22 protein-coding genes and 1 pseudogene are annotated in these 19216 nt (G+C 63.5%); all 23 read left to right on the top strand.

What is annotated here, in order from left to right:
* Positions 1–103 precede the first annotated feature (103 nt).
* The 23 genes and pseudogenes from GL279_RS08490 (at position 104) to GL279_RS08380 (ending at position 19210) form a co-directional block, all read left to right on the top strand.
* Complete coding sequence (locus GL279_RS08490) at positions 104–469, top strand: NADH-quinone oxidoreductase subunit A (protein ID WP_343039749.1); 366 nt, start codon at positions 104–106, stop codon at positions 467–469.
* Complete coding sequence (locus tag GL279_RS08485) at positions 469–993, top strand: NuoB/complex I 20 kDa subunit family protein (RefSeq protein ID WP_155064240.1); 525 nt, start codon at positions 469–471, stop codon at positions 991–993. Before GL279_RS08490 ends, GL279_RS08485 begins: the two co-directional genes overlap by 1 nt.
* Before the next feature lie 3 nt (positions 994–996).
* Positions 997–1608: an NADH-quinone oxidoreductase subunit C gene (locus GL279_RS08480; protein WP_155064199.1), complete on the top strand. Its 612-nt coding sequence runs from the start codon at positions 997–999 to the stop codon at positions 1606–1608.
* Entirely contained in the window at positions 1608–2036 is a 429-nt protein-coding gene (locus GL279_RS08475; RefSeq protein ID WP_155064198.1) for a GFA family protein, read from the top strand. Before GL279_RS08480 ends, GL279_RS08475 begins: the two co-directional genes overlap by 1 nt.
* Entirely contained in the window at positions 2033–3274 is a 1242-nt protein-coding gene (locus GL279_RS08470; RefSeq protein ID WP_155064197.1) for an NADH-quinone oxidoreductase subunit D, read from the top strand. Before GL279_RS08475 ends, GL279_RS08470 begins: the two co-directional genes overlap by 4 nt.
* A pseudogene (nuoE, locus tag GL279_RS08465) lies at positions 3274–3972 on the top strand (NADH-quinone oxidoreductase subunit NuoE); the annotation flags it as partial. The gene GL279_RS08470 and the pseudogene nuoE, both read left to right, overlap by 1 nt.
* A gap of 79 nt (positions 3973–4051) precedes the next feature.
* Positions 4052–4675, top strand: a complete 624-nt coding sequence (locus GL279_RS08460) for a hypothetical protein (protein ID WP_246175246.1) — start codon at positions 4052–4054, stop codon at positions 4673–4675.
* Complete coding sequence (locus tag GL279_RS08455; RefSeq protein WP_155064195.1) at positions 4675–4923, top strand: DUF5337 domain-containing protein; 249 nt, start codon at positions 4675–4677, stop codon at positions 4921–4923. The genes GL279_RS08460 and GL279_RS08455 overlap by 1 nt, the downstream gene beginning before the upstream one ends.
* Before the next feature lie 4 nt (positions 4924–4927).
* Positions 4928–6223 (top strand): NADH-quinone oxidoreductase subunit NuoF, encoded by a 1296-nt coding sequence (nuoF, locus tag GL279_RS08450; RefSeq protein ID WP_155064194.1) that lies wholly within the window; start codon positions 4928–4930, stop codon positions 6221–6223.
* Between the two features lie 149 nt (positions 6224–6372).
* On the top strand, positions 6373–6771 hold the full coding sequence (locus tag GL279_RS08445) for a DUF5333 domain-containing protein (protein ID WP_155064193.1): 399 nt from the start codon (positions 6373–6375) through the stop codon (positions 6769–6771).
* 8 nt (positions 6772–6779) lie between these two features.
* Positions 6780–7229, top strand: coding sequence for a hypothetical protein (locus GL279_RS08440; RefSeq protein WP_155064192.1), 450 nt, complete (start codon positions 6780–6782; stop codon positions 7227–7229).
* Positions 7230–7319: 90 nt separating this feature from the next.
* Entirely contained in the window at positions 7320–9341 is a 2022-nt protein-coding gene (gene nuoG / locus GL279_RS08435; protein ID WP_155064191.1) for an NADH-quinone oxidoreductase subunit NuoG, read from the top strand.
* Between the two features lie 3 nt (positions 9342–9344).
* The gene (locus GL279_RS08430; RefSeq protein ID WP_155064190.1) at positions 9345–10127 is read left to right on the top strand and encodes a hypothetical protein; all 783 of its coding nucleotides are present in this window, start codon (positions 9345–9347) and stop codon (positions 10125–10127) included.
* Between the two features lie 18 nt (positions 10128–10145).
* Positions 10146–11183, top strand: a complete 1038-nt coding sequence (nuoH, locus tag GL279_RS08425) for an NADH-quinone oxidoreductase subunit NuoH (protein WP_155064189.1) — start codon at positions 10146–10148, stop codon at positions 11181–11183.
* Positions 11184–11185: 2 nt separating this feature from the next.
* A complete protein-coding gene (locus GL279_RS08420) occupies positions 11186–11368 on the top strand; it encodes a hypothetical protein (RefSeq protein ID WP_155064188.1) in 183 nt (60 codons plus the stop codon).
* Positions 11368–11859, top strand: a complete 492-nt coding sequence (gene nuoI / locus GL279_RS08415) for an NADH-quinone oxidoreductase subunit NuoI (RefSeq protein WP_155064187.1) — start codon at positions 11368–11370, stop codon at positions 11857–11859. The genes GL279_RS08420 and nuoI overlap by 1 nt, the downstream gene beginning before the upstream one ends.
* The gene (locus tag GL279_RS08410) at positions 11856–12260 is read left to right on the top strand and encodes a carboxymuconolactone decarboxylase family protein (protein ID WP_155064186.1); all 405 of its coding nucleotides are present in this window, start codon (positions 11856–11858) and stop codon (positions 12258–12260) included. Before nuoI ends, GL279_RS08410 begins: the two co-directional genes overlap by 4 nt.
* Entirely contained in the window at positions 12257–12859 is a 603-nt protein-coding gene (locus tag GL279_RS08405) for an NADH-quinone oxidoreductase subunit J (protein WP_155064185.1), read from the top strand. Before GL279_RS08410 ends, GL279_RS08405 begins: the two co-directional genes overlap by 4 nt.
* Before the next feature lie 101 nt (positions 12860–12960).
* Positions 12961–13266 carry an NADH-quinone oxidoreductase subunit NuoK gene (nuoK, locus tag GL279_RS08400; protein WP_155064184.1) on the top strand — a complete coding sequence of 102 codons (306 nt, stop codon included), beginning with the start codon at positions 12961–12963 and terminating at the stop codon, positions 13264–13266.
* Between the two features lie 7 nt (positions 13267–13273).
* Positions 13274–15400, top strand: coding sequence for an NADH-quinone oxidoreductase subunit L (nuoL, locus tag GL279_RS08395; RefSeq protein WP_155064183.1), 2127 nt, complete (start codon positions 13274–13276; stop codon positions 15398–15400).
* Position 15401: 1 nt separating this feature from the next.
* On the top strand, positions 15402–16943 hold the full coding sequence (locus GL279_RS08390; protein WP_155064182.1) for an NADH-quinone oxidoreductase subunit M: 1542 nt from the start codon (positions 15402–15404) through the stop codon (positions 16941–16943).
* Between the two features lie 10 nt (positions 16944–16953).
* Complete coding sequence (nuoN, locus tag GL279_RS08385) at positions 16954–18471, top strand: NADH-quinone oxidoreductase subunit NuoN (protein ID WP_155064181.1); 1518 nt, start codon at positions 16954–16956, stop codon at positions 18469–18471.
* The gene (locus GL279_RS08380; protein WP_211371286.1) at positions 18464–19210 is read left to right on the top strand and encodes a biotin--[acetyl-CoA-carboxylase] ligase; all 747 of its coding nucleotides are present in this window, start codon (positions 18464–18466) and stop codon (positions 19208–19210) included. The genes nuoN and GL279_RS08380 overlap by 8 nt, the downstream gene beginning before the upstream one ends.
* Positions 19211–19216 lie beyond the last annotated feature (6 nt).

Below are 19216 nucleotides of genomic sequence, written 5' to 3'. Positions count from 1 at the left end.
GCGTACCGTTGACCCTGCCCGCCGCCGGGGATAAACGAGCCTCAGCCAAACCCATCGCGGGCCGCCACCTGGGTTCCTGCGAGCGAAAGGGAGCCCAACTCCAGTGGAATACCTGCTGCAAGAATATCTGCCGATCCTGGTCTTTCTGGGAATGGCATCCGCGCTGGCGATCGTGCTGATTCTGGCCGCCGCCATCGTCGCGATCCGCAATCCCGATCCCGAAAAGGTCAGCGCCTATGAATGCGGCTTCAACGCATTCGACGACGCGCGGATGAAATTCGACGTGCGCTTCTATCTGGTGTCGATCCTGTTCATCATCTTCGACCTTGAAGTGGCCTTCCTGTTTCCCTGGGCGGTCAGCTTTGCCGGCCTGACCGAAGTCGCCTTCTGGTCGATGATGGTCTTCCTGGCCGTGCTGACGGTGGGCTTTGCCTATGAATGGAAGAAGGGGGCGCTGGAATGGGCGTGATGACCGGAGCCAATACGGCCGGACCCGACCGCGAGTTCGCCACCGCCGAGCTGAACCGCGAGCTGCAGGACAAGGGTTTCCTGCTGACCACGACCGAGGATATCATCAACTGGGCGCGCAACGGCTCGCTGCACTGGATGACCTTTGGTCTGGCCTGCTGTGCGGTCGAGATGATGCAGACCTCGATGCCGCGCTATGACATCGAGCGTTTCGGCACCGCGCCGCGCGCCTCGCCGCGCCAGTCGGACCTGATGATCGTCGCGGGCACGCTGACCAACAAGATGGCGCCGGCGCTGCGCAAGGTCTATGACCAGATGCCCGAGCCGCGCTATGTCATCTCGATGGGCAGCTGCGCCAATGGCGGCGGCTATTACCATTATTCCTATTCCGTGGTGCGCGGCTGCGACCGCATCGTTCCGGTGGATATCTATATCCCCGGCTGCCCGCCCACGGCCGAGGCGCTGCTTTACGGCATCCTGCAACTTCAGCGCCGCATCCGGCGCACCGGCACGCTGGTGAGGTAAGCCATGTTCGACACCGAAGCCCTTGCCGAACTGGCCGAACATATCGCCCTGCGCCGCGCCAGCGACGTGGTGGAAACCGAAATCGCCCATGGCGAGCTGAACGTCACCGCCACCCTGTCGGGGCTGGTCGGGCTGATCGAATTCCTGCGCAGCGATGCCAATTGCCGCTTCTCGACGCTGATCGACATTACGGCAGTGGATTACCCGAACCGCCCGGCGCGCTTTGATCTGGTGGTGCATCTGCTGTCGATGTATCGCAACCAGCGCATCCGCGTGAAGGCGCAGCTGCGCGAGGACGAGATCGCGCCCTCGCTGACCGGGGTGTTCCCCGGCGCGAACTGGTATGAGCGCGAAGTCTTTGACATGTTCGGCATCCTGTTCTCGGGGCACCCGGACCTGCGCCGCATCATCACCGACTATGGTTTCCGCGGCCATCCGCTGCGCAAGGATTTCCCGACCACCGGCTATGTCGAGGTGCGCTGGAACGACGTCGAAAAGCGCGTCGTCTATGAGCCCGTCAAGCTGGTGCAGGAATACCGTCAGTTCGATTTCCTCTCGCCCTGGGAAGGCGCCAAATATGTGCTGCCCGGCGATGAGAAGGGGGCGGCGAAGTGATGGCGAGCGAAACCGGCACCTGCCTTTGCGGGGCCTGCACCTTCACGGCCACGCCGGTTTCCGATGAGGCCGGCGCCTGCCATTGCAGCATGTGCCGCAAGTTTTCGGGCGGGGTGTTCATCGTCACCGATTGCTCGGGCAGTCTGGAATTCGCCGATGACGCGCCGATCACGCGCTTTCAGTCCAGCGAATGGGGCGAGCGGGTGTTCTGTGCGCGCTGCGGCTCGTCGCTGGCATGGGTGTCGCGCGATGGCGCCATGGCCTTTGTCTCGGTTCAGGCCTTTGCCGATCCAGGCAAATATCCGCTGCGCCATGAGCTGTTCATCGACTGCAAACCCGAAAGCTATGCCCTGGCGGGCGAGCACGAGACCATGACCGAGGCCCAATTCCTGGCCCAATACGCATCCAATTCCGAGGCTGGCGCATGATGGACGGCGATATCCGCAAGAACAGCTATGACGACGGTTCGGTGGACGCGCTGACCGGCGAACAAAGCATCCGCAATTTCAACATCAACTTCGGCCCACAGCACCCGGCAGCGCATGGCGTGCTGCGCATGGTGCTGGAGCTGGACGGCGAGATCGTCGAACGCGCCGATCCGCATATCGGCCTGCTGCATCGCGGCACCGAAAAGCTGATGGAAAGCCGGACCTATCTGCAGAACCTGCCGTATTTCGACCGGCTGGATTATGTGGCGCCGATGAACCAGGAACATGCCTGGTGTCTGGCCATCGAGCGGCTGACCGGCACGGTGGTGCCTCGTCGCGCCAGCCTGATCCGGGTGCTTTATTCGGAAATTGGCCGCATCCTGAACCACTTGATGGGCCTGACCACCGGCATGCTGGACATCGGCGCGCTGACCCCGCCGCTGTGGGGCTTTGAGGCGCGCGAACAGCTGATGGTGTTCTATGAGCGGGCCTGCGGCGCGCGTCTGCACGCGGCCTATTTCCGTCCGGGTGGCGTCCATCAGGATCTGCCGCCGGCGCTTCTGGACGATATCGAGGCCTGGTGCGATCCGTTCCTGAACCTGGTCGATGACCTGAACACGCTGTTGACGGAAAACCGCATCGTCAAGCAGCGCCTGGTCGATATCGGCATCGTCACCGAGCAGGACTGCCTTGACTGGGGCTATACCGGCGTCATGGTGCGCGGCTCGGGTCTGGCGTGGGATCTGCGTCGCAGCCAGCCCTATGAATGCTATGACGAATTCGACTTCCAGATCCCGGTGGGCAAGAACGGCGACTGCTATGACCGTTACCTGATCCGCATGCAGGAAATGCGCGAGTCGGTGAAAATCATGAAGCAGGCCGTGCAAAAGCTGCGCGCCGAGCCGGCCGGCGACGTGCTGGCGCGGGGCAAGCTGACCCCGCCCAAACGCGGCGACATGAAGCGCGACATGGAAAGCCTGATCCATCACTTCAAGCTTTACACCGAGGGCTTCAAGGTGCCGGCTGGCGAGGTCTATGCCGCCGTCGAGGCGCCCAAGGGCGAATTCGGCGTCTATCTGGTCGCGGACGGCACCAACAAGCCGTGGCGCGCCAAGCTGCGGGCGCCCGGTTTCGCGCATCTCCAGTCCATCGACTGGATGTCCAAGGGCCATATGCTGGCCGATGTTCCGGCGATCATCGCCACTCTTGATATCGTTTTCGGAGAGGTTGACCGCTGATGCTGCGCCGTCTGTCCCCCATCCAGCCCGAGTCCTTCGAGTTTACTCCGGCGAACCTGGAATGGGCCCGTGCCCAGATGACCAAATACCCGGAAGGCCGCCAGCAATCGGCGGTCATCCCGGTGCTGTGGCGCGCGCAGGAGCAAGAGGGCTGGCTGAGCCGCCCGGCCATTGAATATGTCGGCAATCTGCTGGGCATGGCCTATATCCGCGTGCTGGAAGTGGCGACATTCTACTTTATGTTCCAGCTGCAACCCGTTGGCAGTGTTATGCATGTGCAGATTTGTGGCACCACGACCTGCATGATCTGCGGCGCCGAGGAACTGATGCGGGTCTGCAAGGAAAAGATCGCGCCGCATGCGCATGAGCTGTCGGCCGATGGCCGCTTTTCTTGGGAAGAAGTCGAATGTCTGGGCGCGTGCACCAATGCGCCGATGGCCCAGATCGGCAAGGATTTCTACGAAGACCTGACCGCTGAAAAGCTGTCGGCGCTGATCGACCGCTTTGCCGCCGGCGAAGTTCCGGTGCCGGGGCCGCAGAACGGCCGCTTCTCGTCCGAGGCGCTGGGTGGGCCGACCGCTCTGGCCGGGTTGCAAGGCGAGGAACAGTATAACGGCAGCGTGGCCCGCGCCGTGCGGCTGGGCGAAACCATCAAGCGCATCGACGGCACCGAGGAGCCGATCACCACGCCTTGGCTGAAAGGCAAGGGTGGCGATGCAGGGGCGACCACCGCCACAAAGGATGGTATGAACGGCTAGAAGCGACGGCGGGCGGGTCATGATGGAACGGTCGGAGTGCAACAGGAACTGCTGGATCTCGGGCGCGATCGTCGGGGTGCTCGTGCTGCTGTTCACCTCGGGCATCGGTGATCTGGCCTGGGGCGCCGGCCTGTTTCTGGGGCTGGTGGCGGGGCTGTTGTTCGGCGCGCTGCTGGTCTGGCTGGTCTGCCACGAAGGGCAGGCGCCGTTCGAGGCCGGGCTGGGCATGACCGGGGCGGATTGGGACCGCGAAATGGCCGAGCGCCAGCCTGAGGCGCTGCTGGCGGCCACTGGCGGGCCCGAGGGCATCACCTCGGCCACGCAACTGCCGATTGTAGCCGGTGCGATCCCCGGAGCCAACCCGCTGGCATCCCGTGTGCAGGGGTCGGTTCAGGCGGGCGATGATCTGCGCCGCATCAAGGGCATCGGGCCCAAACTGTCGGACTGGCTGGCCGAAAGCGGCGTGACCCGGTTCGAACAGATCGCGGCCTGGGATTCGGCTCAGATTGCGGATTTCGCCCAGCGACTGGGCCGCATGGGTGGCCGGATCGAGGCGGATGACTGGGTCGGGCAGGCCCGGATCCTCGCCTCGGGGGGCGAGACGGAACATTCCCGCCGCATCGCGCGCGGCGAGGCGACTTGATGCCGGGACCGGCAAAGCATAATCCGCCGGCTGGGGCGGACACGCGCCAGATGCGGCTGGTGGGGGCGGTGATCGCCGTCACCATGTTGTGCTGGTTGGGAGTGCAATATCTGGGCAGCCAATCCGGCTGGCCGGCGAAATACGCCTTTCTCGCCGATCTCGCGGCGATGGGGGCCTTGATCTGGTCGCTGTTGGTGACCTGGCGGATCTGGCGGCGGCGCAATGCGTCCTCGCAGGGACAAGGATAAGACGATGCTGAACGATCAGGACCGGATCTTTACGAACCTCTACGGCATGGGCGACCGGAGCCTGGCCGGCGCCAAGAAGCGCGGCTGCTGGGACGGCACCGCCGCGATCATCGCCAAGGGCCGCGACGGCATTGTCAACGAAATGAAGGCCTCGGGCCTGCGTGGTCGCGGCGGCGCGGGTTTCCCGACCGGCATGAAATGGTCCTTCATGCCCAAGGAATCGGATGGCCGCCCGTCCTATCTGGTCATCAACGCCGACGAATCCGAGCCCGCGACCTGCAAGGACCGCGAGATCATGCGCCATGATCCGCACACCCTGATCGAGGGGGCGCTGATCGCGAGCTTCGCCATGGGCGCGCATGCCGCCTATATCTACATCCGCGGCGAGTTCATCCGCGAGAAAGAGGCGCTGCAATCGGCCATCGACGAATGCTATGACGCGGGCCTTCTGGGCCGCAATGCCGCCGGTTCGGGCTGGGATTTCGATCTTTACCTGCACCACGGCGCCGGCGCCTATATCTGCGGCGAGGAAACCGCGCTTCTGGAAAGCCTTGAGGGCAAGAAGGGCATGCCCCGGATGAAGCCGCCGTTCCCGGCCGGTGCGGGGCTTTACGGCTGCCCGACCACGGTGAACAACGTCGAATCCATTGCCGTGGTTCCGACCATCCTGCGCCGTGGCCCCGAGTGGTTCGCAGGCTTTGGCCGTCCCAACAACGCCGGCGTCAAGCTGTTCGGCATGACCGGCCATATCAACACCCCCTGCGTGGTCGAAGAGGCCATGTCGATCCCGATGCGCGAGCTGATTGAAAAGCATGGCGGCGGCGTGCGCGGCGGCTGGAAGAACCTGAAGGCCGTGATCCCCGGCGGCGCCTCCTGCCCGGTGCTGACCGCCGAGCAATGCGAAAATGCCATCATGGATTACGACGGCATGCGCGAGCTGCGGTCCTCGTTCGGCACCGCCTGCATGATCGTGATGGATCAGTCGACCGACATCATCAAGGCGATCTGGCGGCTTTCGGCCTTCTTCAAGCACGAATCCTGCGGCCAGTGCACGCCCTGCCGCGAGGGCACCGGCTGGATGATGCGCGTCATGGACCGTCTGGTGAAGGGCGAGGCCGAGGTCGAGGAAATCGACATGCTGTTCGACGTGACCAAGCAGGTCGAAGGCCACACCATCTGCGCGCTTGGCGACGCGGCCGCCTGGCCGATCCAGGGGCTGATCCGCAACTTCCGCGAGGAAATCGAGGACCGCATCAAGGCCAAACGCACCGGGCGCATGGGCGCCATGGCGGCGGAGTAATCACGATGGCGGGCCTTTTCCCAGCCGCGCTGCGTCACGCCCCTCTGGGGGCGGGATCGCGCGTGGCCGGGGGACGCTCAAGACAAGGTGTCGGAACCGCTGGGCGGTGCCGTGGTATGACGACATGTCACCACGGAAAGGCCAAAGCCATGAAACTTCTGCCCCTCGCGCTGATCGGCGCCCTGCTGGCGACGCCCGCCGTCGCGCTGGAACCGATTGCCAAGGAAAAATACATCAACGACCGGCTGATCGCCGCGCGCATCGCTGACCGCATCCGCCGCACCTGTCCGACCATCGACGGCCGTATCCTTTATGCCTTTGGCGAGGCGCGCCGGTTGAAATCCTATGCCCAGAACAAGGGTTATTCCAACGTCCAGATCGACGCCTTCCTGCATGACAAGGCCGAGAAAAAGCGCATCTATGGCGTGGCCGAGGATTACCTGACCCGCAAGGGCGCCAAAGCGAATGATCCGCAAAGCTTCTGTGCCATCGGCAAGCAGGAAATCGCGGCAAAATCTATTATCGGCAGCTTGTTGGTGGCGAAATGAAGAAGTGGATGAACCGCATCGGACTGGCCCTGATGGCCGCCTCTGCCGCCGCGATGATCGCAGCCGACGCCTTTGCCGGTGAGCCTTCGCAGGGGTTCGAGCCGACGGCGCAGAAGTTTTACCTGCAATTCTCGATCTTCGCGCCGGGCGATCTGCAATGCGATGCGACCGGGCCGGGCGTGCGCACCAAAGTCACCCGGGGCATCACTGGCGCGCCCTTGCTGCGCATCACCGGCAATGCCGATCAGGCGGTGATCAGCTGCTGGCGGCCGGACGGCAGCCGCTATACCACCGATCTGAACCGCAGCCTGCGCTACAATACCTCGGGCGCGATCCGCGCGACCGTCACTTTCCGCCCCGGCGCGGATACCGGCAGCGTGCTGGTGCAGCGCGATGGCGAACAGGACAGAATAGTGCCGCAAGTCTTTCCGCGTGCCTTCGTGAAGGTACAGGGATGACGGCGCAAGACACGAACCGGCCAGCCTTGGGCCAGCATTTGAAACCCGCGACGGCCCGTGGCCGCTGCGGGGCATGAGGGAAGACGAAAGATGGCAGATCTTCGCAAGCTCAAGATCGACGACAAGATTATCGAGGTCGATCCCAATTTGACCCTGATCCAGGCCTGCGAGCAGGCCGGGATCGAGGTGCCGCGCTTCTGCTATCACGAGCGCCTGTCGATTGCCGGCAACTGCCGCATGTGTCTGGTCGAGGTCGTGGGCGGCCCGCCGAAACCCGCCGCCTCTTGCGCCATGCAGGTCAAGGACTTGCGCCCCGGTCCCGATGGCGCGCCCTCGGAGATCAAGACCAACAGCCCCATGGTCAAGAAGGCCCGCGAGGGGGTGATGGAGTTCCTGCTCATCAACCACCCGCTGGATTGCCCGATCTGCGATCAGGGCGGTGAATGCGACCTGCAGGATCAGGCCATGGCCTATGGCATCGACTTCAGCCGCTACCGCGAGCCGAAGCGGGCCACCGAGGACCTGAACCTTGGTCCGCTGGTCGAAACCCATATGACGCGCTGCATTTCCTGCACCCGCTGCGTGCGCTTTACCACCGAGGTCGCCGGCATCACCCAGATGGGCCAGACCGGCCGTGGTGAGGACAGCGAGATCACCAGCTATCTGAACGAAACGCTGGCCTCGAACATGCAGGGCAATATCATCGACTTGTGCCCGGTGGGCGCGCTGGTCTCGAAGCCCTATGCCTTTACCGCCCGGCCGTGGGAACTGACCAAGACTGAGACCATCGACGTGATGGACGCGCTTGGCGCGAACATCCGCGTCGACACCAAGGGCCGCGAAGTCATGCGCATCCTGCCGCGCAACAATGACGGCGTGAACGAGGAATGGATCAGCGACAAGACCCGCTTCGTCTGGGACGGGCTGCGTCGCCAGCGTCTTGACCGCCCCTATATCCGCGAGAACGGCAAGCTGCGCCCCGCGAGCTGGCCCGAGGCGCTGGAGGCCGCCGCCAAGGCGATGAAGGGCAAGAAGGTTGCCGGCCTGATCGGCGATCTGGTCCCGACCGAGGCCGCCTTCAGCCTGAAGCAGCTGATCGAAGGTCTGGGCGGCAAGGTGGAATGCCGCACCGATGGCGCGCGGCTGCCGGCCGGCAACCGCTCGGCCTATGTCGGCACGGCGCGGATCGAGGATATCGACACGGCCGCGATGATCCAGCTGATCGGCACCAACCCGCGCGAAGAGGCGCCGGTGCTGAACGCCCGCATCCGCAAGGCCTGGGCGCGGGGCGCACAGATCGGGCTGGTCGGCGAGCCGGTCGATCTGACCTATGATTACGCGCATCTGGGCAATGACCGCGCCGCGCTGGCCAAGCTGTCGTCGATGGAGATCACCGACGCGACCAAGGCCAAGCCGACGCTGGTCATCGTCGGGCAGGGCGCCCTGCGCGAGGCTGACGGCGAGGCGGTTCTGGCGCACGCCATGAAGCTGGCCGAAAACAGCAACTCGAAACTGCTGATCCTGCACACGGCCGCCAGCCGCGTCGGGGCGATGGATGTGGGCGCCGTGACCGAAGGTGGTCTGGTCGCCGCCATCGAGGGCGCGGAAGTGGTCTATAACCTTGGCGCGGATGAGGTGGATGTCGCCGCCGGCCCCGTGGTGATCTATCAGGGCAGCCATGGCGACCGCGGCGCGCATCGCGCCGACATCATCCTGCCGGGCGCCTGCTATACCGAGGAAAACGGCCTGTTCGTGAACACCGAAGGCCGGCCGCAACTGGCGATGCGCGCCAATTTCGCGCCGGGCGAGGGCAAGGAGAACTGGGCGATCCTGCGGGCGCTGTCGGCCGAGCTGGGCAAGACCCAGCCTTGGGACAGCCTTGCCGGGCTGCGCCGGGCGCTGGTGCAGGCGGTGCCGCATCTGGCCCAGATCGATCAGGTGCCGGAAAACGAATGGCAGGCGCTGACGCGTCTGGATCTGGGCGTCGCCAGCTTCCGCTATGCCATCAAGGATTTCTATCTCACCAACCCGATCGCACGCTCGTCGCCGCTGATGGGGGAACTTTCGGCAATGGCGGCGGCCCGTGCGGCTACCGCGCTGGCAGCGGAGTAGTTCATGCGCAAAACCTTCTCGCGCTGTGTCGGACTGGGTTTGATGGCCGCGATGCTGGCCGGCTGTGCCTCGGACGAATCGACCGGGGACAATGGCCGTCCCAAGACCAAGCCCGAGGCGTTGAACGTCGCGGTGCTGCAAAGCGATGCCGGCTCGCCGGGCAAGAAGGCAATGGCGCGGGCGCGCATCTCGACCAAGTCGGGCGATATCCTGATTCTTGAACCCGATGGGTCGGTGACGCCGATGGCGCTGGACAGCCCCGGCGGCCGCGACGCCTTCGAGGTGTCCGAGGCCGATCTGGCGGCGCTGAACGAAAACCTTGGGCTGGACCTGTCCGGCGTGCGCGCGATGGGGGCGGTGCGCAAGCGCGGCCCGACCGCGCAGGAAAAGGCGCTGGCCGAATTCAAGGCCCGCACCCAGCCGCTGAAACTGAACCTGCCGGCCAGTTTCAAGCCCGATTCCAAAGACTTCCTGGCCAGTTCGGTCAAAAGCTATGACAGCCCGCGTCGCAAAGGTGACAGCCTTGTCGAAGTGACGGCAAATCTGCGCAGCGGGGTGGACGCCGACACCGCCTTCGCCTATGCCACATGCGCGCTGGCCCATTGGGCGGAGAGCAAGGGCGCGCCCTATGCGCGCCACATCCGCACGCTGAGCGACAAGCGCAATGGCAAGATTATGGTCGGCTCGGTCTTTACCCTTTCGGACAAGAAACCGATGGGGCTGACGGTAATGACAACGAAAGACACCTTGCAGGAATGCAAGGCGCGCGGCATTCCCGCGGCGTGATAAGAGGGACGAAAGATCATGGCTGAATTCTGGGGTTCGCCCTTCGGTTTCGCGCTCAGCCTGCTCTTGCAGGGGCTGGCCGTCATCGCATTCGTCATGGGATCGCTGATCTTCATGGTCTATGGCGACCGCAAGATCTGGGCGGCCGTGCAGATACGCCGTGGTCCGAACGTGGTCGGTCCCTGGGGCCTGCTGCAGACCTTTGCCGATGCGCTGAAATATATCGTCAAGGAAATCGTCATCCCGGCCGGCGCCGACAAGTTCATCTTCTTCCTGGCGCCCTTCCTGTCGATGATGCTGGCGCTGTTCGCCTTTGTGGTGATCCCCTTTGATGACGGCTGGGTCATGGCCAACATCAACGTCGGCATCCTGTTCGTCTTTGCCGCCTCGTCGCTGGAAGTCTACGGCGCGATCATGGGCGGCTGGGCTTCGAACTCGAAATACCCGTTCCTGGCGTCGCTGCGCTCGGCCTCGCAGATGATCTCGTATGAGGTCTCGATGGGGCTGATCATCATCGGCATCATCATCTCGACCGGCTCGATGAATCTGACCGAGATCGTGCATGCCCAGAAAGGCTCTTACGGGCTGCTGAACTGGTATTGGCTGCCGCACCTGCCGATGGTCGTGCTGTTCTTCGTCTCGGCTCTAGCCGAAACCAACCGCCCGCCCTTCGATCTGGCCGAGGCGGAATCCGAGCTGGTCGCGGGCCACATGGTCGAATATTCGTCCACGCCCTACCTGCTGTTCATGGCCGGCGAATATATCGCCATCTATCTGATGTGCGCGCTGCTTTCGCTGCTGTTCTTTGGCGGCTGGCTGTCGCCGGTTCCGTTCATCGCCGACGGCTGGTGGTGGATGGTCATCAAGATGTGGTTCTGGTTCTACATGTTCGCCATGGTCAAGGCGATCGTGCCCCGCTATCGCTACGACCAGCTGATGCGCATTGGCTGGAAGGTCTTCCTGCCGCTGTCGCTGGGCTGGGTGGTCCTGGTCGCGATCCTGGCACGTTACGAAGTTCTGGGCGGCTTCTGGGCTCGCTTCACCCTCGGAGGATAATCATGTATTCCAACAAGCTAGCCGAGGCTCTTGCCGCCGCCAGTGAGACCGACAAGGTGGAACTTGCGCATTTCCTGGCCAATAACGTCGACAATGGCGAACATGCCAAGGACAGCGCCTTCGTGCGCGGCATCGTCGCGGCCTTCGATCGTTTCGCGGCGCCGAAGGCAGGGGAGCGTTTCTGATGGCCTTCGATCTGGTTCGCGCGACCAAGTATTTCCTGATGTGGGATTTCATCAAGGGCTTTGGCCTGGGCATGCGCTATTTCGTGTCGCCCAAGGCCACGCTGAACTATCCCCATGAAAAGGGCCCGCTGTCGCCGCGCTTCAGGGGCGAGCACGCGCTGCGCCGCTATCCGAACGGCGAGGAACGCTGCATCGCCTGCAAACTCTGCGAGGCGATTTGCCCGGCGCAGGCCATCACCATTGACGCCGAACCGCGCGACGACGGCTCGCGCCGCACGACGCGCTACGACATCGACATGACGAAATGCATCTATTGCGGCTTCTGTCAGGAAGCCTGCCCGGTCGATGCCATCGTCGAAGGCCCGAACTTTGAGTATGCGACGGAAACCCGCGAAGAGCTGTTCTATGACAAGGAGAAACTCCTTGCGAACGGCGAGCGTTGGGAGGCCGAGATCGCGCGCAACCTGCAACTGGATGCGCCCTACAGATGACCGATCCGTTCACCAAGCTTTTCGCGCAGATGATCGCATCCAGCCAGGAGATGGCGCGTGCCTTCAATCCGGCGCTGGAAAATATCGACATGCGTGCGCTGGAAAAGCTGGTGCCGGTGATGCCGGCCGACATGCTGGAGATGTGGTTCGGCAAGACCTTCAACCGCGAGGGGCTGGACGCCAAGACGCGTCTGCTTCTGACCATCGGCGCGATCACCGTTCAGGGTGCGCTGGCCGAACCGCAGCTGCGCCTGACCATCCGGCAGGCCATGGCCGCGGGAGCAACGAAACGTGAGATCGCCGAGACGATCTATCAGATGAGCATGTTCGGCGGGCTGCCTGCGATGCAGAAGGCGCTCGAGATCGCCCAGAGCGTCTATGCCGAGGAGGACGAGGAATGATGAGTTTTGCTTTCTACCTGTTCGCGATCAGTGCCTGCGTTGCGGGCTTCATGGTCGTGATCGGGCGCAATCCGGTGCATTCGGTGTTGTGGCTTATCCTTGCCTTCTTCGCTTCGGCGGGGCTGTTCATCCTGCAGGGCGCCGAATTCGTCGCGCTGCTGCTGGTGGTGGTCTATGTCGGCGCGGTGGCGGTGCTGTTCCTGTTCGTCGTCATGATGCTGGACGTGGATTTTGCCGAGCTGAAGGGCGAGCTGGCGCGCTATCTGCCGCTTGCGCTGATCATCGCCGTGGTGCTGCTGGCACAGCTGGGTATCGCCTTTTCGGGCTGGACCCCGGCCGAGACCGCCGAAAGCCTGCGCGCCGCCCCGGTGGCCGAGGGTGTGCACAACACGCTGGGTCTGGGCATGGTGATCTATGATCGCTACCTGCTGGCCTTCCAGATCGCCGGTCTGGTGCTCTTGGTGGCGATGATCGGGGCGATCGTGCTGACCATGCGCCACCGCCGCGACATCAAGCGTCAGAACGTGCTGGAGCAGATGTGGCGCGACCCGGCCAAGGCGATGGAACTGAAAGACGTGAAGCCGGGGCAGGGGCTGTAAGCCCTTGGCCCAAGGGCATCCAAGCCAATTCGGGTCGCGCGCAAGCGGCCCATGTAGCGAACGGATATTCAACGGGTGAACGACCCGGAGGGACCAGGACGATGATCGGATTGACTCATTATCTTGTTGTGGGGGCGATATTATTCGTCACCGGCATTTTCGGGATCTTCGTGAACCGAAAGAACGTCATCGTCATCCTGATGTCGATCGAACTGATGCTGCTGGCGGTGAACATCAACTTCGTCGCCTTTTCGACCCACCTTGGCGATCTGGCGGGGCAGGTGTTCACCATGTTCATCCTGACCGTGGCCGCCGCCGAGGCCGCCATCGGCCTGGCGATCCTTGTGGTCTTCTTCCGCAACCGCGGCACCATCGCGGTGGAAGACGTCAACGTGATGAAGGGCTGACGAGAGCATGGAGAAGATCGTTCTTTTCGCGCCCCTTCTGGGCTCGCTGGTCGCTGGCTTTGGCTGGAAGCTGATCGGCGAGAAAACCGCGCAATACCTGACCACGGGCATCCTGATCCTGAGCTGCCTGCTGAGCTGGTATCTGTTCCTGTCCTTTGACGGCGTGACCCGGCACATTCCGGTGCTGGACTGGATCTCGGTCGGCGATTTCCACTCGGAATGGTCGATCCGCATCGACCGCCTGACGGTCATCATGCTGATCGTTGTGACCACGGTTTCGGCGCTCGTGCACACCTATTCGATGGGCTACATGGCCCATGATGAGAACTTCGGCCATCACGCGCATTACAAGGCGCGCTTCTTTGCCTATCTGTCGTTCTTCACCTTCGCCATGCTGATGCTGGTGACGGCGGACAACCTGCTGCAGATGTTCTTTGGCTGGGAAGGCGTGGGCGTCGCGTCTTATCTGCTGATCGGTTTCTACTACCGCAAGCAATCGGCAGGCGCGGCGGCGATGAAGGCCTTTATCGTCAACCGGGTCGGTGACTTCGGCTTCCTGCTGGGCATCTTTGGCCTTTACTGGATGACCGGCACGATCCAGTTCGACGAGATCTTTGCCCAGATCCCGCAGCTGGCGCAGGAAAGCCTGCATTTCCTGTGGCGTGACTGGAGCGCGACCAACCTTCTGGCCTTCCTGCTGTTCGTGGGCGCCATGGGCAAATCGGCGCAGCTGTTCCTGCACACCTGGCTGCCGGACGCAATGGAAGGCCCGACCCCGGTGTCGGCGCTGATCCACGCCGCGACCATGGTCACGGCGGGCGTGTTCCTGGTCTGCCGCATGTCGCCGCTTTATGAATTCGCGCCTTATACCAAGCATTTCATCGTCATTCTGGGCGCGACCACCGCGTTCTTTGCGGCGACGGTCGGGCTGGTGCAGAACGACATCAAGCGCGTGATCGCCTATTCGACCTGTTCGCAGCTGGGCTACATGTTCGTGGCCGCTGGCGTGGGCGTCTATTCGGTCGCCATGTTCCACCTGCTGACGCATGCCTTCTTCAAGGCGATGCTGTTCCTGGGCGCCGGCTCGGTCATCCATGCGATGCACCACGAGCAGGACATGCGGAACTATGGCAACCTGCGCAAAAAGATCCCGCTGACCTATTGGGCGATGATGATCGGCACCTTTGCCATCACCGGCGTGGGCATCCCGCTGACCCATATCGGTTTCGCCGGCTACCTGTCCAAGGATGCCGTGATCGAAAGCGCCTGGGCCGGCAACACCTATGCCTATGTGATGCTGGTCATCGCGGCCTGCTTCACCAGCTTCTATTCCTGGCGCCTGATCTTCCTGACCTTCTATGGCAAGGAACGTGGCGACCATCATGCGCATGAACATGCCCATGAAAGCCCCGCCATCATGACGGTGCCGCTGGGCATCCTTGCGGTGGGTGCGGTCTTTGCCGGCATGGTCTGGTATGGCCCGTTCTTCGGCAATCACGAGAAGGTGGTGGAGTATTTCCACATCGCCGGCGCCGAGCATGAAGCGACCGAGGGTGAGGCTGCGGCTGAAACCCATGCCTCGACCGAGCCCGCGACCACGACCGAAGCTGTGGCGACGACCGCCGAGGCTCCGGCTGCGGCCGAGCACGGCACGGACGCCGGTCATGCTGCGGTGGTGGCCCCGGTGGGCGGCGCGATCTACATGGCGCCCGACAACCACATCATGGAAGAGGCGCACCATGCCCCGGCTTGGGTCAAGGTCTCGCCCTTCATCGCGATGCTGATCGGCCTCTTCACCGCCTGGATGTTCTACATCCGCAGCCCCGACCTGCCGGGTCGGTTGGCCAGGGCGCAGCCGGCGCTGTATCAGTTCCTGCTGAACAAGTGGTATTTCGACGAGATCTACAACTTCATCTTCGTGCGTCCGACGCTGTGGCTGGGCCGTTTCCTGTGGAAACGCGGCGATGGCACGGTGATCGACGGCACGATCAACGGGATCGCCATGGGGTTGATCCCACGGCTGACCCGCGCTGCGGTCCGGGTGCAGACGGGCTATCTGTTCCACTATGCCTTTGCGATGGTCCTCGGCATCGTAGGCTTGCTGATCTGGGTGATGATGCGGGGCGCGCACTGATATGACGAACCTTCTTTCCATCATCACCTTCCTGCCCATCGTTGCGGCGGGGATCATGGCCCTGTTCCTGCGCGGTCAGGACGAGGCGGCGGCGCGCAATGCCAAATGGCTGGCGCTGCTGACCACGACGGCGACCTTTCTGATCTCGCTCTTCGTGCTCTTTGGCTTTGACGCGCAGAACACCGGTTTCCAGTTCGTGGAAGACCACGCCTGGATCATGGGCCTGCGCTACAAGATGGGCGTGGACGGCATCTCGGTGCTGTTCGTCCTGCTGACCACCTTCATGATGCCGCTGACCATCCTCTCGACCTGGGAGGTGAACGTTAAGGTCAAGGAATACATGATCGCCTTCCTGGTGCTGGAGGGCATGATGATCGGCGTGTTCACCGCGCTGGATCTGGTGCTGTTCTACCTGTTCTTCGAGGCAGGTCTGATCCCGATGTTCCTGATGATCGGCATCTGGGGCGGCAAGGATCGCATCTATGCGGCGTTCAAGTTCTTCCTCTACACCTTTCTCGGCTCGGTGCTGATGCTGGTCGCGATGATCGCCATGTATCGCATGGCGGGCACCACCGACATTCCGACGCTGCTGACCTTCGACTTCCCGCATGAGACCTATCGCCTGCTGGGCATGACGGTCGTGGGCGGCACGCAGATGCTGCTGTTCCTGGCCTTCTTTGCCAGCTTCGCGGTCAAGATGCCGATGTGGCCGGTGCACACCTGGCTGCCCGACGCGCACGTTCAGGCGCCGACCGGCGGCTCGGTCCTGCTGGCCGCAGTGCTTCTGAAGATGGGGGGCTACGGCTTCCTGCGCTTCAGCCTGCCGATGTTCCCGGTCGCCTCGGACATCATGCAGCCGGTGATCTTCTGGATGTCGGCCATCGCCATCGTCTACACCTCGCTTGTGGCGCTGGTGCAGAGCGACATGAAAAAGGTCATCGCCTATTCGTCCGTGGCGCATATGGGCTACGTGACCATGGGGATCTTTGCCGCCAATCAGGTCGGCGTCGACGGCGCCATCTTCCAGATGCTGTCGCACGGCTTTGTCTCGGGCGCGCTGTTCCTGTGCGTGGGCGTGATCTATGACCGGATGCACACCCGCGAGATCGCGGCCTATGGCGGCCTCGTGAACCGGATGCCGGCCTATGCGCTGATCTTCATGTTCTTCACCATGGCCAACGTCGGCCTGCCGGGCACCTCGGGTTTTGTCGGCGAGTTCCTGACGCTGATGGGCGCGTTCCAGGTCAATACCTGGGTGGCGCTGGTCGCAACCACCGGGGTGATCTTCTCGGCTGCCTATGCGCTCTGGCTTTATCGCCGCGTGACCTTCGGTGAGCTGGTGAAAGAGGCGCTGAAGACCATCACCGACCTGACCCCGCGCGAGAAATGGATCTTTGCGCCGCTGGTGGCGATGACCCTGCTGCTGGGCGTCTATCCGCGCCTGATCACCGACGTGACCGGGCCTGCGGTCGCCGATCTGCTGAACCACTATCACCAGAGCCTGCCTGCGGCACCCGCCGTCACGGCGCCGGCCAGTCACTAAGGGGGCCGGGATGACCTCGCTCGATTTTTCGACCATTCTGCCCGAGGCGGTGCTCTCTGGTTATGCGCTGGTGGCGCTGCTCGTCGGCGCCTATCTGGGCAAGGACACGCTGGCCAAGGCGCTGCTCTGGGCCACGGTCGCGGCCTTTCTTGTCGTCGCCGCCATGGTGGGTCTGGGCGGCCGCGCCGATCAGCCGGCCTTCTACGGCATGTTCATCGATGACGGCTTCTCGCGCTTTGCCAAGGTGGTGATGCTGGTCGCCGCCAGCGCCGTTCTGGCGATGAGCGCCGATTACATGCAGCGCCGCAACATGCTGCGCTTTGAATTCCCGATCATCGTCACCCTGTCGGTCATCGGCATGATGATCATGGTGTCGGCGGGCGATCTGCTGACGCTTTATATGGGGCTCGAACTGCAATCGCTGGCGCTTTACGTCGTGGCGGCGATGCGGCGCGACTCGGCGCGCTCGTCCGAGGCGGGGCTGAAATATTTCGTGCTGGGCTCGCTCAGCTCGGGCCTGCTGCTTTACGGTGCCTCGCTGGTCTATGGCTTTGCCGGCAGCACCAGCTTTCAGGGTATCATCACCACGCTGAACGCCGGCCATCTCTCGCTGGGTGTGCTGTTCGGGCTGGTGTTCATGCTGGTCGGTCTGGCTTTCAAGGTCTCGGCGGTGCCGTTCCACATGTGGACGCCCGACGTCTACGAAGGCTCGCCGACGCCGGTTACCGCCTTCTTTGCCACCGCACCCAAAGTCGCGGCCATGGCGCTGATCGCGCGTCTGGTCTTTGACGCCTTTGGCCATGTCATCGGCGACTGGAGCCAGATCATCGCGGCGCTGGCCGTCATGTCGATGTTCGTGGGCTCGATCGCCGGCATCGGCCAGACCAATATCAAACGTCTGATGGCCTATTCCTCGATCGCACATATGGGCTTTGCGCTGGTCGGTCTGGCGGCCGGTTCGGCGGTCGGCGTGCAGGCCATGCTGATCTATATGACCATCTATGCGGTGATGAACGTTGGCAGCTTTGCCTTCATCCTGTCGCTTGAGCGTGACGGCGCCCCGATCACCGATCTGTCGGCGCTGAACCGCTTTGCCTGGTCCGAGCCGACCAAGGCGCTCGCGGTGTTGGTCCTGATGTTCAGCCTTGCCGGCGTGCCGCCGACCCTTGGTTTCTTTGCCAAGTTCGGCGTGCTGAACGCCGCCGTGCAATCGGGTCTGGGCTGGCTGGCGGTGGCGGGCGTGATCGCCTCGGTTATCGGTGCCTTCTACTACCTGCGCATCGTATACTACATGTATTTCGGTGCCGAAGGGCAGGGCGTGACCTCGCGCATGAGCCCGGTGCAATATCTGGCGCTGATCGTTCCGGCGGCGGCCATGGTCATCGGGGCGGTCAGCATGTTCGGCGTCGATGCCGCTGCGGGCCGGGCTGCCGAAACGCTGGTGGCGCCGGTTCTGGCCGGCGACCAGCCGGTCGCGGCGATGGCGGTCGGCGGGGCGGACAACGCCGAGCCCAAACCCGTTGAGTGATCGCTGGCCCGAGGGCGTGGCCAGGCATGTCCTGGCCCGCACCGAAAGCACAAATGCCGAGGCGCTGCGCCTTGCGCCGGGGCTAAGCGGCCCCGCGTGGATCCTGACGCACGAACAATATGGCGGCCGTGGCCGTCGCGGGCGGGAATGGGTGATGCCGGCGGGAAATTTCGCCGGCACGCTGGTCCTGCGCCCCAAGGGCGGTGCCGCCGCGGCGCCGCAACTGTCCTTTGTCGCCGCGCTGGCGCTTTACGATGCGCTTGCCGATGCCTGCGGCCCTTCGGCCCGGCTGGCGATCAAATGGCCCAATGACGTGCTGCTGAACGGCGGCAAGGTCGCAGGCATCCTTCTGGAAAGCAGCGGGCCCGAGCTGACCTCGGTTGCAGTCGGCATCGGCGTCAATCTGGCGGCGGCGCCGGACAGCGGTGCGGTCGAGCCGGGCGCGGTCACGCCGGTTTCGGTCCGGGGTGAGACAGGCTTTACCATCGGCTCCGAGGAGTTTCTGGACCTGCTGGCGCCGGCCTTTGCGCATTGGCTGACGCAGCTGGAGACATGGGGGTTTCAGCCGCTGCGTAACGCATGGCTGGCGCGCGCCGCGCGGCTGGGCGAGGTGATCACCGCCCGCACCGGCACCAACCAGACGCGGGGCGTGTTCGAGGGCATCGACGACAGCGGCGCGCTGATCCTGAAAACGCCGGCAGGGCAGCAGATCCTGCCTGCGGCCGACGTGTTCTTCTAGGGGGCG

Origin of the sequence: Paracoccus limosus, from assembly GCF_009711185.1 — a bacterium.
Classification (GTDB): domain Bacteria; phylum Pseudomonadota; class Alphaproteobacteria; order Rhodobacterales; family Rhodobacteraceae; genus Paracoccus; species Paracoccus limosus.
Note: the sequence above shows the minus strand (reverse complement) of the source record. Positions and strands in the feature narration are given on the sequence as shown.